The organism is Gardnerella sp. DNF01198P (genome assembly GCF_049244165.1).
GTDB lineage: Bacteria > Actinomycetota > Actinomycetes > Actinomycetales > Bifidobacteriaceae > Bifidobacterium > Bifidobacterium swidsinskii.
On sequence record NZ_CP058382.1, the window covers coordinates 1,031,750 to 1,052,445 of the forward strand.

The 20,696-nt window shown below is 42.0% G+C and carries 17 protein-coding genes, 1 tRNA gene and 1 pseudogene; 3 read left to right on the top strand and 16 right to left on the bottom strand.

The window, feature by feature from the left end:
- Positions 1-12: 12 nt before the first annotated feature.
- The 4 genes from ybeY to HXT44_RS04520 all read right to left on the bottom strand — a co-directional run bounded on the left by ybeY (position 13) and on the right by HXT44_RS04520 (position 3,047).
- A complete protein-coding gene (ybeY, locus tag HXT44_RS04505) occupies positions 13-573 on the bottom strand; it encodes an rRNA maturation RNase YbeY (protein WP_421782581.1) in 561 nt (186 codons plus the stop codon).
- Between the two features lie 3 nt (positions 574-576).
- A complete protein-coding gene (locus HXT44_RS04510) occupies positions 577-1,770 on the bottom strand; it encodes a PhoH family protein (protein WP_421782583.1) in 1,194 nt (397 codons plus the stop codon).
- 3 nt (positions 1,771-1,773) lie between these two features.
- Positions 1,774-2,136 carry a histidine triad nucleotide-binding protein gene (locus HXT44_RS04515; protein ID WP_004108733.1) on the bottom strand — a complete coding sequence of 121 codons (363 nt, stop codon included), beginning with the start codon at positions 2,134-2,136 and terminating at the stop codon, positions 1,774-1,776.
- A 113-nt stretch (positions 2,137-2,249) separates the two neighbouring features.
- Positions 2,250-3,047 carry a 16S rRNA (uracil(1498)-N(3))-methyltransferase gene (locus HXT44_RS04520; RefSeq protein WP_103013857.1) on the bottom strand — a complete coding sequence of 266 codons (798 nt, stop codon included), beginning with the start codon at positions 3,045-3,047 and terminating at the stop codon, positions 2,250-2,252.
- Positions 3,048-3,141: 94 nt separating this feature from the next.
- Here HXT44_RS04520 and HXT44_RS04525 point away from each other — a divergent pair, with 94 nt between their 5' ends.
- The gene (locus HXT44_RS04525) at positions 3,142-4,236 is read left to right on the top strand and encodes a succinate dehydrogenase/fumarate reductase iron-sulfur subunit (RefSeq protein WP_064621626.1); all 1,095 of its coding nucleotides are present in this window, start codon (positions 3,142-3,144) and stop codon (positions 4,234-4,236) included.
- Position 4,237: 1 nt separating this feature from the next.
- Here HXT44_RS04525 and HXT44_RS04530 read toward each other — a convergent pair whose 3' ends face one another.
- The 5 genes and pseudogenes from HXT44_RS04530 to HXT44_RS04550 all read right to left on the bottom strand — a co-directional run bounded on the left by HXT44_RS04530 (position 4,238) and on the right by HXT44_RS04550 (position 8,045).
- Positions 4,238-5,041 carry a TIGR00730 family Rossman fold protein gene (locus HXT44_RS04530; RefSeq protein WP_421782586.1) on the bottom strand — a complete coding sequence of 268 codons (804 nt, stop codon included), beginning with the start codon at positions 5,039-5,041 and terminating at the stop codon, positions 4,238-4,240.
- Positions 5,042-5,114: 73 nt separating this feature from the next.
- Positions 5,115-6,353 (bottom strand): annotated as a pseudogene (locus HXT44_RS04535) (Na+/H+ antiporter NhaA); the annotation flags it as partial.
- Between the two features lie 176 nt (positions 6,354-6,529).
- A tRNA-Arg gene (locus HXT44_RS04540) sits at positions 6,530-6,603 on the bottom strand.
- Positions 6,604-6,756: 153 nt separating this feature from the next.
- Positions 6,757-7,431 (bottom strand): ATP-dependent Clp protease proteolytic subunit, encoded by a 675-nt coding sequence (locus HXT44_RS04545; RefSeq protein WP_004108705.1) that lies wholly within the window; start codon positions 7,429-7,431, stop codon positions 6,757-6,759.
- Between the two features lie 2 nt (positions 7,432-7,433).
- Positions 7,434-8,045: an ATP-dependent Clp protease proteolytic subunit gene (locus tag HXT44_RS04550; protein ID WP_004108703.1), complete on the bottom strand. Its 612-nt coding sequence runs from the start codon at positions 8,043-8,045 to the stop codon at positions 7,434-7,436.
- 214 nt (positions 8,046-8,259) lie between these two features.
- On the opposite strand from HXT44_RS04550, the gene HXT44_RS04555 reads away from it, so the two are divergent.
- Complete coding sequence (locus HXT44_RS04555) at positions 8,260-9,048, top strand: hypothetical protein (RefSeq protein WP_004108702.1); 789 nt, start codon at positions 8,260-8,262, stop codon at positions 9,046-9,048.
- 128 nt (positions 9,049-9,176) lie between these two features.
- Here HXT44_RS04555 and HXT44_RS04560 read toward each other — a convergent pair whose 3' ends face one another.
- The 7 genes from HXT44_RS04560 to HXT44_RS04590 all read right to left on the bottom strand — a co-directional run bounded on the left by HXT44_RS04560 (position 9,177) and on the right by HXT44_RS04590 (position 19,479).
- Complete coding sequence (locus tag HXT44_RS04560; RefSeq protein ID WP_421782588.1) at positions 9,177-10,580, bottom strand: chloride channel protein; 1,404 nt, start codon at positions 10,578-10,580, stop codon at positions 9,177-9,179.
- A gap of 151 nt (positions 10,581-10,731) precedes the next feature.
- Positions 10,732-12,081, bottom strand: a complete 1,350-nt coding sequence (tig, locus tag HXT44_RS04565; RefSeq protein WP_012914242.1) for a trigger factor — start codon at positions 12,079-12,081, stop codon at positions 10,732-10,734.
- A gap of 53 nt (positions 12,082-12,134) precedes the next feature.
- Positions 12,135-13,565 carry an HRDC domain-containing protein gene (locus tag HXT44_RS04570; protein WP_415697884.1) on the bottom strand — a complete coding sequence of 477 codons (1,431 nt, stop codon included), beginning with the start codon at positions 13,563-13,565 and terminating at the stop codon, positions 12,135-12,137.
- A gap of 192 nt (positions 13,566-13,757) precedes the next feature.
- Positions 13,758-14,138 (bottom strand): hypothetical protein, encoded by a 381-nt coding sequence (locus HXT44_RS04575; RefSeq protein WP_004108694.1) that lies wholly within the window; start codon positions 14,136-14,138, stop codon positions 13,758-13,760.
- 143 nt (positions 14,139-14,281) lie between these two features.
- Entirely contained in the window at positions 14,282-15,163 is an 882-nt protein-coding gene (gene pflA / locus HXT44_RS04580) for a pyruvate formate-lyase-activating protein (RefSeq protein WP_064621742.1), read from the bottom strand.
- A gap of 110 nt (positions 15,164-15,273) precedes the next feature.
- On the bottom strand, positions 15,274-17,649 hold the full coding sequence (pflB, locus tag HXT44_RS04585; RefSeq protein WP_421782591.1) for a formate C-acetyltransferase: 2,376 nt from the start codon (positions 17,647-17,649) through the stop codon (positions 15,274-15,276).
- Between the two features lie 117 nt (positions 17,650-17,766).
- Positions 17,767-19,479 carry an NAD+ synthase gene (locus HXT44_RS04590; protein WP_064621743.1) on the bottom strand — a complete coding sequence of 571 codons (1,713 nt, stop codon included), beginning with the start codon at positions 19,477-19,479 and terminating at the stop codon, positions 17,767-17,769.
- A gap of 221 nt (positions 19,480-19,700) precedes the next feature.
- Between HXT44_RS04590 and HXT44_RS04595 the strand changes: the two genes are divergently transcribed.
- Positions 19,701-20,534 carry a MetQ/NlpA family ABC transporter substrate-binding protein gene (locus HXT44_RS04595; RefSeq protein WP_004106340.1) on the top strand — a complete coding sequence of 278 codons (834 nt, stop codon included), beginning with the start codon at positions 19,701-19,703 and terminating at the stop codon, positions 20,532-20,534.
- Positions 20,535-20,696 lie beyond the last annotated feature (162 nt).

Below are 20,696 nucleotides of genomic sequence, written 5' to 3' on the forward strand. Positions count from 1 at the left end.
TCTTAATGCGCTTTAATGCTGTTTTTTATTTTTATTTTTGACGCTACTCACCTCATGCTCAGCATCGTAACGCTCAAGCTCGTTTACTGCACCTTCTGGCAAAGTTGCATCATACAATTCTCCAGATCGAGCAGCGAAAAAAGTAAGCATTAGTTGACGTTGCAAACCAAACATTTGCTTTTCTTCTTCCGGAGTAGTGTGATCATAGCCAAGCAAATGCAAAATACCATGAATAGTTAGCAACAACATTTCTTCCATAGTACTATGCCCAGCTGCGAGCGCCTGCTGTTGAGCAACCCACGGGCAAATCACCAAGTCTCCAAGCATTCCTTCAGAAACTTTTTCATCGCTTCCAGGAGTAAGCTCGTCCATTGGGAAACTCATAACATCCGTTGGACCTTCTAGGTTCATCCAACGTTCATGCAAACAAGCAATTGGCTCTGGATCAACAAAAGTAATCGATAAATCCGAATGCGTACTTACTTTCATTTGTTGAAGAACCCACATTCCAAGATCCGAGAAGATTTTAGCGTCAATATTCCACACTGTTTCATTCATGACTTCAATGCTCATGATTTATTCGTTATTCCTCTCAGTAGATTCTTTAGTACGTTCACGTTTTTTACGCTCAAGCATTGCATCGTAATTTTCGTACGCTTCCACAATACGACCAATCAAAGCATGACGCACAACGTCTTCTGCTTGCAAATGCACAAAAGCAATATCTTTAACTTCGCCCAAAATCTTCTCGATAGAAACAAGACCAGAACGTACAACTGCTAAATCAACCTGCGTGCTATCTCCTGTAATCACCATGGTTGTATTAAAACCAAGTCGAGTCAGGAACATTTTTAATTGCTGAACAGTCGCATTTTGCGCTTCATCAAGAATAACAAAAGCATCGTTTAATGTGCGCCCTCGCATATAAGCAAGAGGAGCAACTTCAACAACATTCTCGTCAAGATAGCGTTTTAGTTGTGCAGATCCAAGCATATCAGAAAGCGCATCATAGAGTGGACGCAAATATGGATCAACCTTATCGTTTAAAGTACCAGGCAAGAATCCTAAGTTTTCGCCAGCTTCAACAGCAGGACGAGTAAGAACAATTCTGCGGACTCTTCCATCTTCCAATGCACGAACAGCTTTAGCAACTGCTAAATACGTTTTTCCAGTGCCAGCAGGACCAATCCCAAACGTTACAATATTGCAATCCATTGCTTGCACGTACGCTGTTTGTCCAGCAGTTTTTGCGCGAACAGGATTTCCTCCAGCAAACGTAATCACGCCTTTACTCATTCGAGCTCTTCTACTCATAGCACGGCGATGCGCTTCTTCACTAGAAGGCAACAGCTCACTTGAATCTCTTGAAAACTCATTTTCAGTGCGCGAAACAGAATTATTAATTACATACGACGAAGAAGTAATACTATTCCCAAGCATTCCACCATCATGACCGATACGGTTTATACGCACATTGTGTTCACCGTTATGCAAAATATCACGCTCAAGCATGCGTCTTACTTCGTACGCATCCATAGGTTGTTCGTAAGCCGCATCAATCATGCGTCTAAACGCATACTCAGCTTTAGCTGCATCTTCATCTGCTCTAGCTGAACGAGCAACAATTTGAACATCTTTGCCTCGCACAGTAATATCTGCTTCTGGAAAAGCATGTTCTACTTCACGCAAACCAGCATCTGCAGCACCTAAAACTGCAACCGAGCTTAATTCGCTAGGAATTTGCACAAAACGCGTAGTACTTTTCGTCACGGTTTACAAGCTACCTTCTACAAGTTTTTCGCCAGTCAATACGTGAGCATGAACATGAAACACTGTTTGACCAGCATCAATACCAGTATTAAATACGAGTCGATAATCACCGTTGAATTCATCATCAGCAATTTTTTGCGCAACACCAGCAATATGAGCCAAAGTTTCAGGAGCCTTACTAGCAAGCTCAGCAACATTCTTATAGTGATTGCGCGGCACAATCAGCACATGCACTTTTGCTTGCGGATTAATATCTTTAAAAGCAACTACCGAATCGTCTTCATAAACTCTGCTGCTCGGTATTTCTCCAGCAACAATTTTACAAAAAATGCAATCAGCATCAGTATTGTAAGTGATACCACTCATGGTTTCTCCCCTATTTGTTACTAAATGAAATCAATGCCTTAAGCTAAAAAGCAATCGACATGCTTCTTACTATTTTACACAATTATGAGCACTTTTAGATACGATTTATGCGATTATTCGTAACGTCCTAAAGCGCGCGAAAGAAGAGAAAGAGCTACAGGGCCTGCAGTAGATGCACGAAGAATATTACTGCCTAAAACGCAGCTTTTAGCACCAGCATCAATAAACATTGACACTTCATCGTCACTAATACCGCCTTCTGGCCCAACCAAAACGTAAACAGTGCGCTCTTTACCATCCTCCAAACAGCGCTCGCTAAGAGTATTTACTGCTTGTTCTATTTGATTCCAGCAATCAGTTGCGTCTTGATGCAATACAATTACGAGATTTCCGTAAACGCACGCACGCCTACATATTGCCACTATTTGCTTGCTTGAAACACATTCTTGAAGTTCAGGCATCCATGCGCGACGAGATTGCTCTGTAGCAGACTGTAAAACTTGGCTCCAACGCTTATCTGTGCGACCAGGTTTCCACTTTGCAATTGAACGATCCGCACACCAAGGGATTACTTCATCCACGCCAATTTGCGTAGCCATATCAATTGCTTGCTCATCGTGCCCTGTTTTTGCCAAAGCTTGAACAAGCGCAAGTCTAGTCATGCGAGGAGCTTCCCTAGTAAATGCTTCTACACAAACCAAGCCGTTTTCTACATCCGTCACCTTTGCGTGAATGCGCAAGCCTTTGCCGTCAGAAAGTTGCAAAGCATCGCCTTCTGATAACCGCATGGCGGATATAGCGTGACGTTTTACTTGAGATGGAAGCGCAATCGTCCACCCTTCTTCGATTCCTTCTGCAAGCACAGGAGCATTATCGTGATCAGTATCAAGCAAAAATAAAGCGTCAGTCATAGTTCAAGCCTAACGTGAGGATGCGCCAAGTACTAAAAAATGTTTCTGTGCAAGTATTGTGGCAAACTAGAACAGTACGTATTGGAGGTTTGCAATGAGTAATGAGCTTGGTGATAACACTGCGCTTGTTACTTTGCGTATTTCACGTTTTACTCCATTTGATAAATCTGAAGATAATTCAAACAGTAAACAGACGGAGCACAAGCGCAGAGAAAGTCCTTTTGCGCGCAGGAAGCGCAGTAATCCTTTCGCAAAACTAGATTCTTCAGAAAATAACATAAACAATTCTTCAGAATCTAGTGAATCCAGAATATCTAGTAAATCCAGTGAATCTTCCGGACCTTACGAATCTTCTCCAAAACGAATTCAAGGTAAGCATTGGGTTCAAGATTACAGTTTACGCGTTCATTCTACTGACACTATTCTTGACTGTTTACTAGCTATTAAACGCACAATCGACCCAACTTTAGCTTTCCGCTACTCATGCGGTCACGGCGTTTGCGGTTCTGACGCTGCAAACGTAAATGGCATGCCAACCTTACTATGCAGTGCAACTATTGGCGCAAACGCACGTCCTGAAAGCACAAATAGCGTGCAATCTCGAGGCTTTAGAAAAACTGGAACTACTAACAGCTCCTCACAGTCGGAAAAATCGCTAACTTTACAGCAAAAATCTAAAGAAACTACCACTTTGCAAAATGGCACTTTTGGTGTTATTGAGCTTGCTCCACTTTCAGGATTTGCAGTTCAGCGAGATCTTATTTGCGATATTTCGCCTATGATTTCGCAAATAAAACGCTTAGAACCTTATTTGCAAGCCTCTAACGTTTCTACTAGAAATACTGAAGGGAAACTCCAGCTTATTGAGTTTTTGCAACACCCTGAGGAACTTAAAAAATTTGAGCTTTTGAGCAATTGCATTATGTGCGGTGCTTGCGAAGGAATTTGCCCAATTTATGCAGGCGGAGAAGCCTTTATTGGGCCTGCAGCATTGGTTAACGCGGCTCGTTTTATTTACGATTCCAGAGACAATGCAACAGAGCATCGCCTTGATCTAATAGACAGCAGTGACGGTATTAGCGCATGCCAGTCAGTTAGAGCATGTTCAAGACAATGCCCTCGCGGAATTGATATTGGCGAAGAAATTTGGCAGCTTACAACGCTTGTAAACGAACGCAAAAACTCTTAGATTATTCAATTCCAGATGCTATGCGCACCGCCTCTATTGGGTCGTCTGTAACAGCAAACAAGTGCGGATCGAGCGAAGAAATAAAACCTCGTTGAGTTACTGTAGACTTCAGCCAGTCAATCAAACCATTCCAGTACGAAGTACCAAAAAGAACAACAGGCACGCGCGCAACCTTATGCGTTTGCACTAAAGTCAAAGCTTCAAACATTTCATCCATTGTGCCAAAACCGCCAGGGCACACAATAATTCCAGAAGAATATTTCATAAACATTGTTTTGCGTACGAAAAAATACCGAAATTGCATGCCAAGATTAATCCATTTATTCAAACCCTGCTCATGAGGAAGCTCAATCCCCAATCCTACAGACGTACCACCAGCTTCTGCAGCCCCACGGTTTGCAGCTTCCATAATTCCAGGACCGCCACCTGTAATAACAGCAAAACCACGTTTTGCAAGCTCTGAGCCCATAGTGCGCGCTAAAGAATACTCGGGATCGTTTTCTTTTATTCGAGCAGAACCAAAAATACTAACAGCTTTACCTAACGATGCAAGCGCGTCAAAACCATCAACAAACTCAGCTTGAATACGAAGCGCACGCCACGGATCCGCACTACGCCAATCCCATCTTTTATCTACTTCTACACCAACTCCAGAAACAAGCTGCTGATTGTTATCGTTACGAAGAAGCGTTTCTGTAGTGCTCTCCTTAGGAATCATAGAACCGCGCATTACAACAGAACCACGATGATACGTGTTATTCCAAGGTGAAACATCTACTGAAAAATCCTCTTTACTATTAGACATAATTACTCCATTAGAAACTTACTTGCAAAGATGTTAAGAATAATAATTGAAATTAGTCTTCAACTTCATCTAATTCTTCTTCCATATGCTTTGATTGCATAGAAAGTAAGAATCCAGAAACTCCTGCAGCAATAATAGAAGCAACAAGAACGCCAAAACGTGCTTCAGCAGACAAATCTGCGTCAGAATACGCAAGAGAAGCAATAAGAAGAGAAACAGTGAAACCAATTCCACAGGCACATGCTGTAGGCATTAAGTCTACTACTCGAAGACCATCAGGAACTTTCAAGCCCAGAACACGCTTTGATATCCAAGCAGTTACCATAATTCCAACAGGTTTACCAACAACAAGAGCAATAGTGATAGCAATCAAAATTGGCGAGAAGAACAACTCCCAAGTCAATGTTTCAAAATGCACTCCTGTAGCAAAAAGAGCGAAAATTGGAAGAGCCAGCAGCGCAGAAACAGGCTGAATTTTTTCACGATAGCGTTCAGCCCGAAGCGTTTTTTCACCATGAACTAAATGCGCCGGAGTTAGCAAACCCACCATTACTCCAGCTAAAGTTGGATGCACACCAGCTTCATACATCATAATCCATGCCATAATTCCTACTATTACAACCAACGGCCACGGAACACGCTTTAAACGCACTAAAGTAGTCCAAACCAAACCACAAGCAACTACTCCAGCAAACCAATACCATGCGTTAAGAGACGAGAAGAACACAGCAATAAGTGCTATTCCAAGCAAATCGTCTACTGTAGCAAGAGTCATAAGAAATGCGCGCAAAGCATGTGGCAAAGTTTTTGCAAATAAAGCAAGAACAGCAAGAGAGAAAGCTATATCCGTTGCCGTAGGTATCGCCCACCCGTCACGAACCATATCAAGCGAAGGTAAAGCGCCAGAAGTAAGACGCATAATCTCCTGCCCGGCATGCAATTCAGAAAATACAGTTACTGTAGCAACAAACAGTAAAGGAGGTACAATCATTCCACCAACAGCACAAATCATTGGCATTGCAGCTGCACGAGGATCAGAAAGCGAACCAGCAATAAGTTCGTGTTTTAAATCTAAGCCAACTGACAGGAAGAAAATAGTAAGCACGCCGTCTTGCACCCAATGACCAATTGACATATGTATATTCGTCCACGGAATGCCTACATGAGTATGCGATATGGCTTCAAATATTGGCGCTGTTAAAGGAATGTTTGCAAGCAATAAGCCAGTAAGAGCAAAACCAAGCATAATTAATCCAGAAATTCGCTCATTATTTGCAATATTGCAAGCTATTCTCCAACTGCGTCGTATCATATTGTAAATATTTCCTCCACTAAATGCATTTATAGCATTTATAGCGTTTATACGTTTATAACGTTTTATAGTGCAAAATATGTGATTCGCACTTTTAAGTATAACTGAGAGGCATAAACCGAGCGAGTTGCATACGAATTAAAAAAACGCGGAGCAAAAGCTTCACGTTTCATTTGTGCGCCAGACAGGATTCGAACCTGCAACCTTCTGATCCGTAGTCAGATGCTCTAATCCGTTGGGCTACTGGCGCATGTTTCCAGCCTCAAGAACCATGTCCTTGTTTCCGGCAACTTAACTAATATACAACTATCCGCACTAAAACACAAACCCCGGCGTGTCGACCAGGGTTTGTTGTTAAGAAATACAAATATTGATAAATATCCGCTAAGTTGTAAAGATTGAATTATGCTCTACGCTCAAGCACTTCGTCAACCATTCCATAAGCTTTGGCTTCTGAAGCAGTCAAAATAGTATCAACTTCAATATCTTTACGAATACGCTCAATATCTTGACCAGTATGTTTTGCAAGAGTTGATTCTAACCAAGAACGCAAACGCAACATTTCCTTAGCCTGAAGCTCAATTTCAGTAGCTTTACCAAAATCTTGGCCCATTGCAGGCTGATGAATAAGCACACGCGCATTTGGTAAAATCATGCGCTTACCAGCAGCTCCAGCAGCAAGAATAATAGCAGCAGCAGAAGCAGCCTGACCCAAGCAAACAGTTTGAACATCTGGATTAATGTACTGCATGGTGTCATAAATTGCAGTCATAGCAGTCATCGAACCACCAGGTGAATTAATGTACATCATCACATCGCGATCAGAATCCATGCTCTCTAAAACAAGCAACTGAGCCATAATGTCATCAGCAGAAGTGTCATCTACTTGCACACCCATGAAAATAATGCGATCTTCAAACAGCTTAGTGTAAGGATCCTGAGTTTTCATGCCGTATGGAGTTTGCTCGCCAAACTGAGGCAACACGTAACGATTAGTAATGCGCTGAGCAGAAGTAACACCGCCAAAACCAGCTAAACGCTCGGCACGCGCAACAAACTTTGCTTCTTCACTTGCCATAATTACTCCTCACCGCGCATAGAAGCAGGAGTGGTCACAATCTTATCTACGAAACCATACTCCAAAGCTTGCTGAGCTGTAAACCAGTGATCGTATTCATTATCTCGGTAAATTTCCTCTACCGTATGACCAGTCTGCTTTGCAGTCAATTCAGAAAGCGTTTTTTTCATATCCATAATAAGCTCTGCATTAATTCGTACATCTGTAGCAGTACCACCGACACCGCCAGAAGGTTGATGCATAAGCACACGCGCATGCGAGGTAATATAACGCTTACCAGGAGTGCCAGAACTAAGCAAGAACTGACCCATAGATGCAGCCATGCCAACAGCAATAGTCGCAACATCTGGCTCAATTAATTGCATAGTATCGTAAATTGCCATACCAGCAGTAATTGAACCTCCAGGCGAATTAATATACAGCCAAATATCCTTCTTAGGGTCTTCCGCAGCAAGCATTAACATTTGTGCGCAAATAACATTGGCATTCTCGTCTTTTACTTCAGATCCCAACCAAATAATGCGATCTTTTAGCAATCGATTAAAAATAGAATCAGTTGATGTAGACGCTTCAGCCTGTTCCATCACAGGAGAAGCTGTAAAAAGCTCAGTCACTATATCTCCTTGTTACCACGTAATTATTTCTACACTACCTTGTGCGCATGACCACATAGAAAATATTGCGAATATGATTTGAATTGAATGTTTTACACCAAATTTCTAGAATTTTATTCATATCAACAGATGTAATTTTTACTTATTATCCTACACTAGTATGCATTATTGAGTATATTTTTATCGGATTATCAATTCATTATAAGGAGTAATTATGGATTCTAACCAATTGCCAGATAACAACTACTCGCCTGCTCCGATGCCAAATAACGAGTATCCAAATAATGGTTACCAAAATAATACATACCCAAATAATGTAAATCCAAATAACGGATACCCAAACAATGGTTATGAAAACAATGAGTATCAAAACAACGTATACCCAAATAACGGATACCAGAACAACAATTACCCTAATAATGTAAATCTAAATAATGGTTACCAACCAAACGTATATCAGAATAATCAACAACCAGTCAACAACTATCCTGCAAACGCTTATCCAAATGCAACAAATACAAGTGCTCATAAGTCAAAATACACTTGGCTTATTGTTGTCATAGTAGTAGCAATAGTTGCAGTAGGTGGCTACGTAATTTCAAAACCACATTACAATTCAACTAATCTTAAGCCACATTACAATTGCTCTGCACCTAAAAGCGCAAATATTGAAGAATACGTACATTGCCATTCAGAAGAAGCTAAAAAACTCACTAATGGATTTAATGATGCCACTAGCAGCTCACCATTCAACATAACGTTTGCCACTAAAGGTGATCAGCTCAATATAAATGCAAAGTTCAAAAAGCACCTATCTGATTTAGAAATTACAGCGTTAAAGACTGGAATGCAAACATACGGCGATAGCCTCTCGAACTTGATGCCACAATCAGCATCGGATGAAATGAAAGAAAAAATTATTGCACCAGTGCGCATACATTTCTCCTTCTCAAACGATGATGGAACTTTTATTGCAGATAAAGAATTCAGTTCTAATAATTAATTAAAAAATAACTAAAATAACCAACATAACTAAAAAATATTTACTAATAACAAATGCGCCTTTGCTAATACTGAACTAGGATAGGCGCATTTATTTTGCATATATTGTATTTTCTATACTAAAAAAATTTAAACATTATTTGCGGCTAAAAATTTTGGTATCATCGTTATGCTTCTAGATACAGCACAAGAAACAACCATTGGAATAATCATAATCATAGGCAAATTCACTAATTGTGCTACCAAAAAAAGCGCAAACCACAATGACTTTCGACTTGCAGTTAGCAGACTTGCAGCACCAAAAATAGCAGCTATTACCAATATTTTGGGCTGACTTGATAACATGCCACCAACAACTGGAATGTTCATACTTATAAAACCTATAATCAGCCCTACGCAAGCTCCAGACGACATACTCGGCTGAAGCACACCACCACTTGCGCCAGCTCGAAGAGTGCAACTTGTTAAAATTATTTTTGCAACAACCAGTAGAAGCAAAGTTACCAAAGAGTTTTTGTCAATTGCAATACTTGTTTTTGCAATGTTATATGCGTATTGCGCTAAAGCTCGACCATTGCCCATAATGGCTGGATTCCATGATGCAACTAATCCTGTTACTAAGCCCATTAATGGCAAAAAATATAAAATTTGGTAATTGCGAGCACACTTAGAGCGAGCCCAACGAATCATCTTATGGAAAAGAGTGCCAACAATACCACAAGGAATGCCAACTATAATTGCAAGCAGCAACACAGTCGTATTGACAATATGGATGTCATCAAGACTTGACAAACAATAGTAAGGCTCATACCCAAGCACAAAAATAGTAGTCAATGATGCAATTTCACTTATACATAACGCAATAGCAAAAATACTAAATTTTTGTATAAACCAATACCATTTCAAACGCTTTAAAGAAGATTTCGAGTCATGAGAAAAACGTGGAATTGCAACCAAACCTAGCGCCATAATCGCACCCGCTATTGGAGCGCGATAAACTCCAGCTAAACCAGCACCAGCAGCACTTGCAACCAAAACGCGAGCTTGAAATTCACTGACTCGGATAAAGCAGAGTAACTTCTGAGTAAGCATTGCAGCCAATTCTCGAGGCGCAACTTCCCTACCTAAACTTGCGCCAGAAGCAACTATAAAAATTTGTAAACATACATGGATAATCGTTGTATGCCATGGCATTGATTGACCACGAACAGCATGAGCTATATCGACAATACGATTAGAAGATTTTGTCCATAACCACATCCAAATAATTGCAGCAACAGACATGACAATTAATACAACAGCAACGTAGTGCAATACTGGCAATCCAACTGGCGAAGGTTTAAGAGCAGATTCTGAAAATCCGAACATTACATTTTGCACAGCATGTAGTAACAGAGTTAATAATATTGCACCAACCCCAGCCATAACTGCAACAAAAAAAGCAATAAGACTTAATCGTAAACATGTAAAAACATAGTTCAAACACTTACTAGGTTTTTTACTGCCTACTATTTGCAAATTGCGTTTTTCCATTAGCGGCAGCCTTCCTTATGTTATTTGTTTTTCATTTTATTTGTTTTTCACTTTCTTTAAAGTATAACAACAACACAAAAACCCAGAGCAAAAGCCCTGGGTTTTTAGCAAATATGAGAAAGTATAAACTTTTTTTCTTGCTTGAAAAATACTACTTAGAAAGTTCGTCAGCAACTTCTGCAGCAGCAGAAGCAGCCTTCACGCTTTCGTCTTCGTCATCATCCTCAGACAAGAATGCACTCAAGTCAAGAGCTTCTCCGCCAGAAACGAACTTTACAGCACGCATACCAGCAAGCAAGCCCTTAGAACGAGCAACTTCCTGCACAGCAGAACCAAGCTGACCGTTATTAACGATTGCGTTAATGAACTGGTTTGGATCCATGCCGTACTGCTGAGCAACAGAAACCAAGAAGTTGGTGACGTCAGCCTGGGAAACAGTCACATCCATCTGTTCAGCCAAAGCGTCAAGAACCATCTGGTCGCGAAGTTCCTTCTCAGCAGCCTGCTGAGCTTCATCCTTCTGCTTCTTGGTAGCTTTTTCAGGATCAGGGGTCATGCCCTTCAAATGCTCTGAAACAGCCTTGTCCAAAACGCCCTTTGGCACAGGAATTTCAACTTCTTCCTGAAGCTTAACAAGGAATGCGTCACGGGCATTAGTTGCCTGACGACCTTCAGCAGCCTGCTCGCAAGCCTTGCGAATATCTGCCTTCAAATCCTTCAAAGTATCAAACTCAGAAGCTTCCTGAGCAAAATCATCATCAAGCTCTGGCAATTCCTGAGTCTTTACGGAATTAACCTTAACCTTGATCTGAGCCTTCTCGCCCTTATGCTTGCCGGACTCGAGAGTACCTTCAAAGGTGGTTTCTTCACCGGCAGAAAGGCTATCCAAAGCCTCATCCAAACCGTCAAGCAACACACCGGAACCGATTTCGTAGCTTACGCCCTCTTGCGCATCAACTACTTCGTCATCGATACGAGCTTCCAAATCAATGTTAGTGTAATCACCCTTAGCTGCAGGACGGTCAACACCAACCAAAGTAGCAAAACGCTGACGGAGGCTTTCCAAGCGCTCCTTGACATCCTTGTCGGAAACCTTTGGCTTCTCAACTTCAATCTCAACGCCCTTGAACTTGTTCAACTTGAAATCTGGACGACGCTCAACTGTCGCTACAAACTTAAGACTTGCATCTGCATCAGTCGACGTTGGAACTTCCTGAACGTCAAATTCTGGCTGATCCATTGGGCGAATCTTCTTTTCTTCCAAAGCCTTGGAATAAAGCTCTGGCACAGCGGAATTTACGGCTTCGCCGGCAACAGCTGCGAAACCGACGCGCTGATCTACAATCTTGCCTGGCACATGTCCCTTACGGAAACCTGGCACGTTAATTTGCTTAGCAATCTCCTTACGAGCTTCTTCCAAGAATGGCTTGAAGTCTTCGAGATCTGCGGTAATGGTGAGCTTAACTTTAGTTGGCTCAAGATTCCTGACGCTGATTTTCACGCTTGCGCTCCTGAAATTACGTTTTTTCTAGCTTCTGCCGTATGGCACAACCGTTACATGATAGCGCGAGTTACGGACTCAGCTACCAATCGGGTTTGCCATTCGCGAGCACCATGCTCACTTAAGAATGTTTTAACATCAATATCTTGCGCATCATCATGCCAGCAAAGATTACGAATAATCTGTGGTTTGATAATAATTTCTGCAGGAGTATGAGTGTATTCAGAAATTTGATTTAACTCAGCTTTTACTCTTTGTAAACGCTCGTAACGCTTAGGGTGATGTTCTCGCCAATATTTCATAGATCTAGGAGCGCTTTGGGAATCTTGCATATCCTGCAAGTACTGCGAATCCGATAAATCATGGCAATCCTGACAATCATTAGAACCTTGCGACTCGTCAGTATCTGTTGACTTAAGTACGTTCGTTTTACGAGATTCGCGCGAATTAAGTTGAATAGCTCCATTCGGTAATACTGGATGCACATCATCCATAGCCGTTTCACCAGATTTAGCGCGCAAAATAGCATTCTCTATAACGTTTTTCCAAATAGATGGTTTAACTTTGCGCTGAATTGGAGCGTAACGCTCGAACATTTTGTCTTGCTCACTGCCAGTGTGCATTCGCACTCGCTCATTCAAAGAACGAATAGCACGAAACGCACGCGCATTACTAGGTTTACGCTTACCAGCTTCAATAATCGCAGCGTCAGAAAGTAGCAGAGTTGGCGCAATATCATATTCACGCGCTAAAGCATCTCGCTTTTGCCACAATGCTTTCGCAATAACTAAACCAACACGATCGTGCATAAGTACGCTAATATGCGATATTTTAAGCCATGGACGTGGATGCGGAGCTTTCTTTTGTGCACCCTTACTAAGTAAGTGTTTAAATTCTTCTTCCGCCCAAGAAAGTTTACCTTGCTTTTTAAGTTCGACGCGCATTACTTCTTCTAGCTCAATAAGTAATTCAACATCTAAAGCTGCGTAATTTCGCCAATCTCTAGGAAGTGGGCGGTAAGACCAATCTGCTGCAGAATGTTCTTTTGCAAGAGTAAGACCCAAATAATATTCAGTTACAGAGCTTAAACCAAAGCGCTTTCTACCAAGTAATTTAGCCGCTATCTCAGTATCAAATAAAGCACGCGGGCGCAAACCAATATCGAAAAATCCTGGCAAATCTTGCATCGAATCGTGAATAATCCAAGGCACATCCCCTACTGCCTTGTTAAATTCGTTCCAATCAGCTCCAAGTTTTGTAAGTTCTATAGGATCTAATAATCCAATTCCTGCACCCTTGCGTTTGAACTGAATCAACCAATCTTCATGACTGTAGCGAAAACCGGAAGCTCGCTCAGCGTCTGCAGCTAAAGGACCGGAGCCTGCCGCCAACAAGCTGCAATAATCTTTATATGCTTCAAGCGTATCAATGACTTCTGGAACTCCTTCTCTAGGCTCTTTTAAAAGCTTTGGTTCCTCGTTCAAGTACGCCTCCCGATTGCATGCTTTACCCAAATTCTTACGCTTTTTGCAACTTATTCTGTACTTTTTGCAAAATATCCGTAAAAAATATTTAAGCCGTGTTATAGATTATGCATCTTTTAACACGGCTTCAACTTTCGCACACAACTAAGACTATTCAAAAATAAAAAATCAAATAAATAATCAATTAAATAATCAATCTGTTTTATTGTTTGCTACTTCGTCATTTATGCGCTTAACAAGCCTAGTTTTAAGGAATCTAGTAAGAGTAAATGCGACTACCGAAGCTAAAACTGTTGGAACAACGTAGCCAGCATGTAAACCTAAATCCGAAAAGTTGACTATTGGAAAAGTGACAAGTTCTGTAACAACAGCTATAACAATAGATATTATTGGCACTTCAATAAGAAGTTTCTTATCGAAAGATGCAACAATGTTTATTGGCAATAAAATTATTGGCAAAATAACGAAAATAGTAAGCGCTGTAGCAAAACCAAACTGATCGTTACACCGCACAAAAACAGCTAACGCTAATGTAAAAGCTAATGCAATCCAACAACCTATTCTGCGCTTCATTGCGTATCCTTTCTCTAAAAAAGAGTATTTGTATAATTATACAAAAATCCTTCAAAAAACAATACGATACGCAAAGATTGCCTAAATTACAGTTACATTTTTGACACAATTTAAATGCAGTCTAAATGCAATCTAAACGCAGTCTAGTACACAACAAAACCGTGGTCTTTGAACTGGTTTACAACTCGCTCTTTAAGCGCCCTAGAAGGCCCTTTTTGATTCTCAAGAGGATATGGAATCCTAAGCTCATGCCACTTTGGACGTCCTAGTTGATGGAATCCAAGCACGTCAATATGCTCAACAGCATCACCAAACGAATCGCAAATCTCGGCAACTTTTTCAACGTTTTCTTCACTGGAAGTCAAATCTGGAACAAGCACAAAACGCACCCAAATCTTCTTACCAGCTTTCGCCAAGCGCTGACCAAAGTCAATAGTTGGCTGAAGCAAGCCGCCGGTTACTTTTTTATACGTTTCTTCAGTTCCTGATTTAACGTCAAGCAAGCAAAGATCAATGTCGTCAATCATTTCATCTGTATAATTGCGATTCAAAAAGCCCGAAGTATCTAAGCAAGTATGAACGCCCATCTCTTTTGCAGCGCGAAATACTCTAGATACAAAAGCTGGCTGCATCATGGACTCGCCGCCAGAAAATGTGATTCCTCCACCTGTTGCTTTAAAAAGACTTTGATAACGGTCAACTTTTTTAATCATTGCATCTAAGTAGACTGGCTTGCCGTCACGCATTTTCCAAGTATCAGGATTTTGGCAATACTGGCAACGAAGTGGGCAACCGCTCATAAACACCGTCATACGAGTTCCAGGACCATCAACAGAAGTATTGATATCCCACGAATGCACAAATCCAATATCGCCAGTTTTAAGAGCAACTAAGCGATCTTTACGATCCAGCCCAATTGGCGACTCAAATCCAGAAAGTCCACCCATTAAAGTTTGGCGAGCATACTCTTTTGACTCCTTCAACATATGCTGAGTTGTGGTACGAAACGCTGTGTTTTCAGCCATCTAACTGCCCTCCAAACTATTTATAAATAAATAATAAATAATATACGCAATTAACAAAAGCCGGGAGCGAAACTAGCCTCGCTCCCGGCGGTGTTTACTAATCAACCAAATCAGTCAGTAACTGAACCCTGGTGGAATGTACGAGAAATAACGTCGAGCTGCTGCTCCTTAGTGAGCTTTACAAAGTTCACTGCGTAGCCGGAAACTCGAACCGTCAAATGCGGATACTTTTCTGGGTGCTCAACAGCATCTTCAAGCTGTTCCTTACGCAACACGTTGATGTTTGCGTGGTACAAGCCGTGACCGTTGCCAGCATCCAAAATGCCAACCAAGTTGCTGATGCGCTCGTCTTCGTCACGACCCAAACCGTCAGGAGTAATGGTGTTCGTAAGCGAAATGCCGTCAAGAGCATCATCGTAATCAATCTTTCCAACGGAGAACATCGAAGGAAGCATACCGTGCGAATCCATGCCGTTTTCTGGGTTTGCGCCTGGAGCGTACGGAGTACCCTTCTTGTGACCGGATGGGAAGGAACCAGTGTTCTTGCCATACTCAACGTTAGAAGTAATAGTCAAGATGGACTGAGTTGGAACAGCATTACGGTACACAGGCAAACGCTTTACCTGACCCATAACAGTGCTTACAACCCACTTTGCTAAGTCGTCTGCACGATCGTCGTCGTTACCGTAAACTGGGAATTCGCCAACAGTCTTGTAGCCAACGATTAAGTCGTCGTCGCCGCCCTCGATATACTCGTACTCGTGGCCTTCAGTGGTCTTAGCATCCTTGTTGTAAATTGGGTAAACCTTTGCATACTTCAAAGCAGCCAAGGAATCTGCAGCAATAGACAAGCCGGACATTCCGCAACCAAGCGTACGGTAGACTTCCCTATCATGCAAAGCCATTTCAATGGACTCGTAAGCGTACTTATCGTGCATGTAGTGGATGATATTCAAAGCCTCAATATAAGTCTCGGAAAGCCATTCCAAAGCCTTCTCGTAATTAGCCTTAACTTTCTCGTAGTCGAGAGTGCCGTCAGCTTCTGGCTTGATTGGGTCAATAACACCCTTATCGATAACTTGCATGCCGGTCATTTCATCGCGGCCGCCGTTAATAGCGTAAAGCAAAGCTTTTGCAGAGTTCACGCGAGCTGCGAAGAACTGCATTTGCTTACCGACGCGCATTGGAGAAACGCAGCAAGCAATAGCAGCGTCGTCACCCCAGTGCTCACGAATGTCTTTATCGGACTCGTACTGGATTGCAGAAGTGTCGATAGAAATTCGTGCGCAGAAACGCTTATAAGCTTCTGGAAGCTTTGGATCCCAGAAAATAGTGATATTTGGCTCAGGACCAGGTCCCAAATGCTCAAGAGTCAAAGTGTTGAGCAAACGGAACGAAGTCTTGGTTACGAAAGTGCGGCCATCCTCGCTGAAGCCTGCATCGGACCAAGTTGCCCAGTAAGGATCACCAGAGAAGATTGCGTCGTAATCCTTAGTACGCAAGAAGCGCACAATACGAAGCTTCATAACAAGAGCGTCAATAATTTCCTGAGCGTCGGTTTCGTTAATTAAACCTGCCTTCAAATCGCGCTCAAAGTAGCAATCGAAGAATGCGGAAACGCGACCGAAGCTCATTGCAGCGCCATCCTGGCTCTTAACAGAAGCAAGATAGCCCATGTAAGTCCACTGAACAGCTTCCTTAGCGGTCTTAGCTGGACGAGTCAAATCCAAACCGTACTCGTTACCCAAGTTAATAAGCTGCTTCAAAGCCTTAATCTGCTCGTCATGCTCTTCGCGGAAGCGAATCCAATGCTCAATTTCGGTCTCGGTAAAATCGTTACGGTATGGAATCGAATCCTTGTCGCGCTTCTTAAACTCAATAAGCATGTTCACGCCGTAAAGAGCAACACGACGATAATCGCCAATAATACGACCGCGGCCGTAAGCATCTGGCAAACCGGTCAAAATCTTGTTGTGGCGAGCAATCTTAATATTCTTGGTGTAAACGCCAAACACGCCATCGTTATGAGTCTTACGGTAGACGGTGAAAATCTTCTTGATTTGAGGATCTACTTCCTTGCCAGCTTCTTTAATAGCTTGCTCAACCATGCGCCAACCGCCGTTTGGCATCATAGCGCGCTTGCAAGGCTCATCAGTTTGCAAACCGACGATTACGTTATCTACTTCTGGGCTTTCAATGTAGCCTGCTGGCATTGCGTCAATACCTGCTGGGATATGAGTTTCAACATCATAAACACGACGCTCACGTTCAACAGCTAAGTAGTTGTCGTCGAGATACTTCCACATGTGCTTCGTTTTTTCAGTGGCATTTGCCAAGAAACTTTCGTCACCTTCATATGGCGTATAGTTCTTTATTATAAAGTCGCGTACGTCAATGTCTTTCTTCCAATTGCCGTCAGTAAAACCATTCCACACTTCGGTACGAAGATCCTCTTCACTGAGAACTGGCGCATCAACTGATGTCATGTTTAGACTCCTTTTGTACCCGCAACGCATCTTCACGCTGCCTTAATAACAATGTTAGAGCATAAGTAAACGCATACACGAGTAGTTTTGCAAAAAATCTAGTGAAATATATCACATTTATTCACGAAAAGCTGTGGTAACAGGCATTCTGCGATCCCTGCCAAAAGCAATAGCACTTACTTTTGGTCCAAGCGGATACTGCCTGCGCTTCCATTCTGCACGATCAACTAAACGCATAACCGTGTCAACAGTATGCTCGTCAAAACCATCTTCAAGCAAATCTGCTCTACCATGAGCAAGCTCAATATGAGCCTCTAAAACACGATCAAGCAAATCGTACTCAGGTAAAGAATCAGAATCCTTTTGCCCTGGACGCAACTCTGCACTCGGAGGCTTAATAATAGAATTAACCGGAATAAGCACACCATCTTGCGGAGCTTTCGCTTTCGTAACTTCTGTTTGCTCAGAATCCTCATATCCAACAATTGGCAGCATACCAATGCCTACTCCAGCATTCGCAGCGCGATTCCTCCAACGAGAAAGTGCCCAAACGCGCGTCTTAAACAAATCCTTAATAGGAGCATACCCTCCTACTGCATCGCCATAGATAGTAGAATACCCGCAAGCAAGCTCCGATTTATTACCAGTTGCGAGCGCCAAAACACCGCGCGAATTCGAGTAAGCCATTACGATTACGCCACGAACGCGAGCTTGCAAGTTTTCTGCAGCAACACCTTCTAATAAAAGTTGCGATTGGAAAGCTTTAAAAAGCGGTTCAATTGGTTGCACATCATAGTGAGCGCCAATTCGCTCTGCTAAATCGCGCGCATCGTCTTTAGAACCGTCCGAAGAGTACATGCTTGGCATAGAAATGCCATACACATTTGCTCCACCGCAAGCATCGGCAGCCATAGTAGCTACTAAAGCAGAATCAATTCCTCCAGAAAGTCCTAAGCACACACCCTTAAAACCATTCTTACGCATGTAATCTCTAAGACCTACAACACACGCACAATACACTTCTTCGTCTGCGTCAAGTTTTGGAGCAATGCTTGAAACTTTCTGCTTTTTCAGCGAGTTATCAAAATCAACAAACGACAAATCTTCATCAAACATTGCCGAGCGTTCAAGTAAAGTTCCGTCAGCATCAACAACAAAACTTCCACCGTCAAAAACCAAATCATCTTGGCCGCCGACTTGGTTCACATATACGACTGGCGCATTGACTTCAACAGCGCGCTTTTGAGCCAAACTCAAGCGCACATGAGTTTTACCTTCCTCATATGGAGAACCGTTCATAGTTATTAGCGCATCGATACCAAGTTTTGCCAAACGCGCAACAGGACCGCCGTCTTGCCAAATATCTTCGCAAATAGCAAAACCTAGACGCATTCCATCTACTTCCAGCAGCTCACACTTATTGCCAGAAGAGAAAATACGAAACTCGTCAAAAACACCATAATTTGGCAAGAAATGCTTGTCGTATTGCAACACAGATTTACCTTCATGCAATACGAGAAGCCTGTTTCGAGGCTTTCCAGCAGACTCGTCAAAGCCAACAGTTCCAACTACTACGTAAAGCTCCCCCAAGCCTTCTTCCGCAAGTTTTGTTGCAAGCAAGTCTGCAGCTTTTTGTGCAGTTGTGCGGAACGTGGCACGCAAGGCGAGGTCTTCAATAGGATACCCAGTCAAAGTCATCTCAGGAAACACAACCATGCGAGCACCCGACTGCTTTGCGCGCGCAGCATACTTCAAAACTTTTTCAACGTTGCTATCAATGTTCCCAACGCAGGTATCTATCTGCGCTAACGCCAATCGCAAAAAACTCATACATTACAGTCTAGTAGATAGCTTCATTGCAAGTAAGCGACGTGTTGAAAAACTTATTTTTTCTCTTTCCACACTGCAAGTATGCGAATTATTAACACGTCATAAATAATACTAATAAGCAAAGTGTGGAATTATTGATTTTTCTCGCCTATATTGATAATTCGTTACTCGCGAAGGGGATTTAACTTTAAACGAATTTCACCGAACAAGGAGCAGGAAATATGCGAAAAATTAAAGTTATTGCATCAATTACAGCACTGGCAGCATTAGCGACTTTCACTTTAAGTGGCTGCGGTAGCTCAAAAGCAGGCGCAAAGGATGACAAGACCATTACTGTTGCAGCTTCACCTACCCCGCATTCTGAAATCTTAAATAAAGTTGTAAAGCCAATCTTGCAAAAAGAAGGCTACAAGCTAGTAGTAAAGGAATTTACTGACTACGTGCAGCCAAATACAGCTACTGAAGAAGGCGAAGTTGACGCAAACTACTATCAGCATTTGCCTTATCTTGACAACTTTAATAAGGAAAAGGGAACTCACCTTGTTTCAGTAGGTGGAATTCATTTTGAACCATTTGGATTGTATCCAGGAAAAACCAAGACGATTAAAGCATTAGCAAACGGAGCAACTGTTGCAGTTCCAAATGATCCTACTAATGAGGCTCGCGCATTGCTTCTTTTGCAAGATGCCGGATTGATTAAGTTGAAGAATCCAAAGGATATTAACGCTACTACAAAAGATATTACTGAGAATCCTAAGAATTTGAAGTTTAAAGAACTTGAAGCGGCAACAGTTCCTACTGCCATTAAGGATGTGGATCTTGCTGCCATGAACGGCAATTACGCTATTCAAGCTGGTTTTAACCCAACTAAAGACCCACTTACTTCAGAAAAAGTTGGAGGCATTGCGGCTAAAACTTATGAAAATATTATTGTAGTAAAGAAGGGCTCTGAAAAGTTTGCAAAAATCAAAGCCTTACTCAAAGCTTTGAAGACAAGCGAAGTGCGTGACTATATTACTAAAACTTACAAAGGCGCTGTGCTCCCTGTTTTCTAAAAAATACTCACAATGTAGCCACCTAATGCCGCATGTGTATGCTTCGTGTATGCTTTGCGGCATTATTTTATAAGCGTGTAATATACGTAATGTGCGTGCTAGTTAATAATCTAGTTAATGACGCTAGTTAGTAACTCTAGTTAGTAACGAAGTATATTTCAC